The organism is Ruegeria spongiae, from assembly GCF_023502395.1.
GTDB lineage: Bacteria > Pseudomonadota > Alphaproteobacteria > Rhodobacterales > Rhodobacteraceae > Ruegeria_C > Ruegeria_C spongiae.
Map to the genome: position 1 here is coordinate 1 of NZ_JAMFMB010000068.1, position 3,914 is coordinate 3,914.

A 3,914-nucleotide genomic window follows, 5' to 3' on the forward strand; every position below is an offset into this window, starting at 1 on the left:
GTCGCAAGCTATCAACTCGCGGCCAGCTTCGCGTACCCATCTCTGGTTTGCGGCGTTTTAATGCCCAACAAAGTACCCGCGACCTGTGTTTTCAGAACCTGCGCGGTTCCACCGCCAATGGTGAACATGCGGACGTCGCGATACATGCGCTCGATCGGCTCCTGCGCGCCGTATCCGCGCGCGCCAAAAATCTGCAAGGCATCATTGACGACCTTGATCGCCTGTTCAGACGCAAAGGCCTTTGCACGGGCTGCCATCATCATGTCGGGAAACCCAGCCGACCCAAGGGTTCCGGCGGCTTCGTGCAGCATCAGACGTGACGCATGGACCGCCGTGTCCATGTCCGCAAACATCCATTGAAGACCCTGAAACTCTTGCAACGGGCGGCCGAACTGATAACGCTTGCTCAGGTATCTTTTTGCATGCTGCAGCGCACCCGCTGCAATTCCCATGGCAACTGTTCCGGCCCCGACGCGCTGACTGTTATAGGCAGTCATCAGGTCTGCGAAGCCGTGCTTGATCCCCGAAGGGGTTATCAGAGCGAAACGCGCGTCAACTTCCAGATCGGCAAATCGAAGTTCAACTTCGGGCATTCCGCACAGCCCCATGGTCCGTTCGCGGCCAACCACATCGAACCCTTTGGGGGCGATGCCGTTTTCGGGATCGTAGTGAACCAGAAAACCGGTGATCCCCAGATCGGCTCCATCTTCATCCAGAACACGCGCAAAAATCAGGTAGAGCTTCGAAACACCGCCACCGGTGATCCAGTGTTTTGTGCCGTTGATCAGATATTTCCCGCCAATGCGTCGAGCCGTTGTCTGGATCTCGGTTGCGGCACTGCCGGCGTTGGGCTCTGTTATGCAGATTGCGGGCTTGTCCCCTGACAGGACAAGCGGGGCCACAAAGTCACGTTGCTCTTCCGTGCCATAGGCCATGATCGCGCTGATGCCGCCCATATTGGCCTCGACGACGATCCGGGCGCTCAGCGCGCAGGCTTTCGCGATTTCTTCGACAGCCAAAACCACATCAAGGTATGAAGCTCCGGGCCCTCCGAACCTGGGCGGGATCGTCATGCCCATAAGTCCAGCGTCGGTCAGTTCACGCACGTTTTTCCAGCAATAGGTGCGGGTTTCGTCCCAGTGACCGGCGCGTTCCGCAAATCCGGGTGCCAATTCACGGGCAATTTCCTGATACGTCTTTGTTCCCTGATCGAGCATTGGGTCATCCTCTCTGCTCACAATTATGTGAGGGTCCGCATATTGTTTTCAATCGAATTTACTTTGTGCTTAAATTAAGTTTTATTGAATTTATGCAGATTTCAACTTTTGAAACACTGGTTGCGATTGCGCAGCACAGCTCATTTTCCCGAACCGCAGAAATCCGCAACATGACCCTGTCTGCGGTCAGCATGCAGATGAAATCGCTGGAAGTAGAGCTTGGCGCAACGTTGTTCGATCGTCGGTACCGGCCGCCCAAACTGACGCCACTGGGAATACGGGTTGCTCAGGACGCCAAGACAATAGTCGATGCCTACTCGGTTCTGAAATCAAGATGTGTGCCCACCGATCAACTGACCGGGACTTACCGTATCGGGTTTGTCCCCTCTGCTGCTGCCCGCATCCTGCCCCTGTTTCTCGGAACCGCAGCGCAACTGGCTCCAAAAGCAATGTTGAACACGAGCACCGGATTGTCGGAGAGTTTGTGCGAACAGGTCCGAAACGGTCAACTGGATGCGGCAATTGTAACTGAAATCGCGGACGCAACTTTTGATCTTTGCTGCGAGACATTGATCCGCGAAGAAATGGTGGTCGCGGCACCGTCGGACATCAAGGCGAAAGGACTAGCCGAACTTTCTGCGACACATCCCTTTCTGCACTTCATCCCATCGTCGGGCATCGGAAAACTGATCGCCCAATACCGCGATCAGATGCAATTGAAGTTCAAGGAAGTGATTATCCTGGACAGTATCGAAGCCATCGTAAATTGCGTAAAAAACGGGATCGGATACGCGCTCTTACCAAAAACAGATGTATTGCGGTATGGGGCTGATCAGGTTCTTGTCCTGCCCTGTGAGCCGCAGCCGTTGTTTCGCAATATCTCGCTGGTGACACGCGAAGACGCTCTGACTGAAATGTGGCGCCCAAAGCTGATGACACTGCTTGAGACCAGCATAACCGGTCTGGAAAACGCGGAAGTTTAAGCCACTCAAATCGTTTGGTGTATGGCTGGCAACACCCGAACAAGGAACCTGCAGATGACATAAGTAAGACATTTGCCCTAGTCTGATACAGGGCGCGGCCTTGAGTGCTGCGCAGAAAAATCGTCGGGAAATGTTACGCCGAAGGTTGGTATGATGCAGGAATCTCAAGTCCAGTCAGCCCGTTCTCGTTGGCGTGTATGCCTCTCGCTATTTTCGGGTCCGACCCTGTTTTTCCTTGTTCATTCGCTTGATCCACCGCCCGGAATGTCCGAGGCGGGCTGGACGTTGTTGGCTTTGCTGGCGTGGATGGTTGCATGGTGGCTCAGTGAGGCAATTCCACTGGCTGCCACTGCATTACTGCCGGTTGTCGTCATGCCTCTCGCCGGAGTTGCCGAGATCGGTACGGTCACGCAGGCCTATGGCCATCCCCTCATATTCTTATTTCTGGGTGGGTTCATGCTGGCTATGGCGATTGAAGCTGTCGGCCTTCATCGGCGCATCGCGCTGGCAATCGTTTCAAGGGTCGGTACAGGGTCGCGCAATCTGACCTTGGGCTTCATGATTGCAACCGCATTCCTTTCGATGTGGATCACGAATACAGCCGCGACGATCATGATGTTCGCCGTTGCACTGTCCGTCATCGACTTCATGAAAAGCAAAGTTGCGACGTCGAACGAACTGCGCCGGTTTTCTGTCGGCCTTATGCTTGCGGTGGCCTACAGCGCGTAGATTGGGGGCATGGCCACGTTAATCGGTTCGCCCGTCAATGCGTTACTGGCGACGATCATGTCTGGCGAATACGGCATAACGGTCGAGTTCGTTGATTGGCTGATGATCGGCCTTCCGGTGACGATTGTAATGTTGCTCATTGCCTGGGTCTTGCTGAGCTTTGCCTTGTTTCGATGCGAGGGCATGGCGGATAACGACCTTGCCGATGCGGTTCACATTGAACGGGCGCGGCTTCCGGCGATGGGCCGCGCGGAAAAGACCGTTGCAGCGGTCTTTGTTCTGGCCGCAACCGGTTGGATTTTCGGAGACCAGATTACGCATTTCACCGGATTACCGATCACGGATACCGGCGTAGCCTTGATCGTAGCTTTGCTGCTTTTCGCGACTCCGGTGAATGCGGATATGACGAAATTCGCGCTGGATTGGGAAACCGCCGTGAAATTGCCCTGGAACGTATTGATCCTGATCGGAGGCGGGCTAGCCGTGGCATTGGCATTTCAGATTACCGGGCTGGCGGAGTGGATCGGAGACAAGGTGTCAGGAATTGACATCACGGTTCTGGCCATGGTGTTCCGGGTCGTTGCAATGATGGTCTTTCTGACCGAGATCATGTCGAACCCAGCCTCGGCCGCAACGATACTTCCGGTGGTTTCCGCCGTTGCTGTCGGCTTCGGTTGGAGCCCGCATTTGTTAGCGATGCCAGCTGCGCTTGCTGCAAACATGTCATTCATGATGCCAGTCGCTACAGCTCCAAATGCAATCGTGTTTTCGAACCCTGATCTCAAAATCACCGATATGGTGCGGGCAGGGCTTTGGCTCAATTTGTGCGGTATTGCCCTGTGCACTCTGACAGTCCACTTTGTTTATCGTCCCATTTTGGGTTGGTAGCACTTCAAGCAAATCTAAGGGAGCGATACAAACGGTCCTCAACGCGCATTGGCCGACTCAATTCACGTTGCAATCCAGCTTTGGCCTAGGTCATGTT

2 protein-coding genes and 1 pseudogene are annotated in these 3,914 nt (G+C 54.6%); 2 read left to right on the top strand and 1 reads right to left on the bottom strand.

The window, feature by feature from the left end:
* Nucleotides 1-11 precede the first annotated feature (11 nt).
* Nucleotides 12-1,217 carry a 3-sulfinopropanoyl-CoA desulfinase gene (acdA, locus tag M3P21_RS22160; RefSeq protein WP_249713683.1) on the bottom strand — a complete coding sequence of 402 codons (1,206 nt, stop codon included), beginning with the start codon at nucleotides 1,215-1,217 and terminating at the stop codon, nucleotides 12-14.
* On the opposite strand from acdA, the gene M3P21_RS22165 reads away from it, so the two are divergent.
* Together M3P21_RS22165 and M3P21_RS22170 are read left to right on the top strand one after the other, a co-directional pair.
* Nucleotides 1,217-2,200 (top strand): LysR family transcriptional regulator, encoded by a 984-nt coding sequence (locus M3P21_RS22165; RefSeq protein ID WP_249713684.1) that lies wholly within the window; start codon nucleotides 1,217-1,219, stop codon nucleotides 2,198-2,200. The two genes, acdA and M3P21_RS22165, sit on opposite strands and share 1 nt — an antisense overlap.
* 153 nt (nucleotides 2,201-2,353) lie before the next feature.
* A pseudogene (locus M3P21_RS22170) lies at nucleotides 2,354-3,817 on the top strand (SLC13 family permease).
* Nucleotides 3,818-3,914: the final 97 nt, after the last annotated feature.

Excerpts from the sequence above, each read along its gene's own strand:
- acdA (WP_249713683.1), bottom strand. The coding sequence starts at position 1,217 with ATGCTCGATCAGGGAACAAAGACGTATCAGGAAATTGCCCGTGAATTG.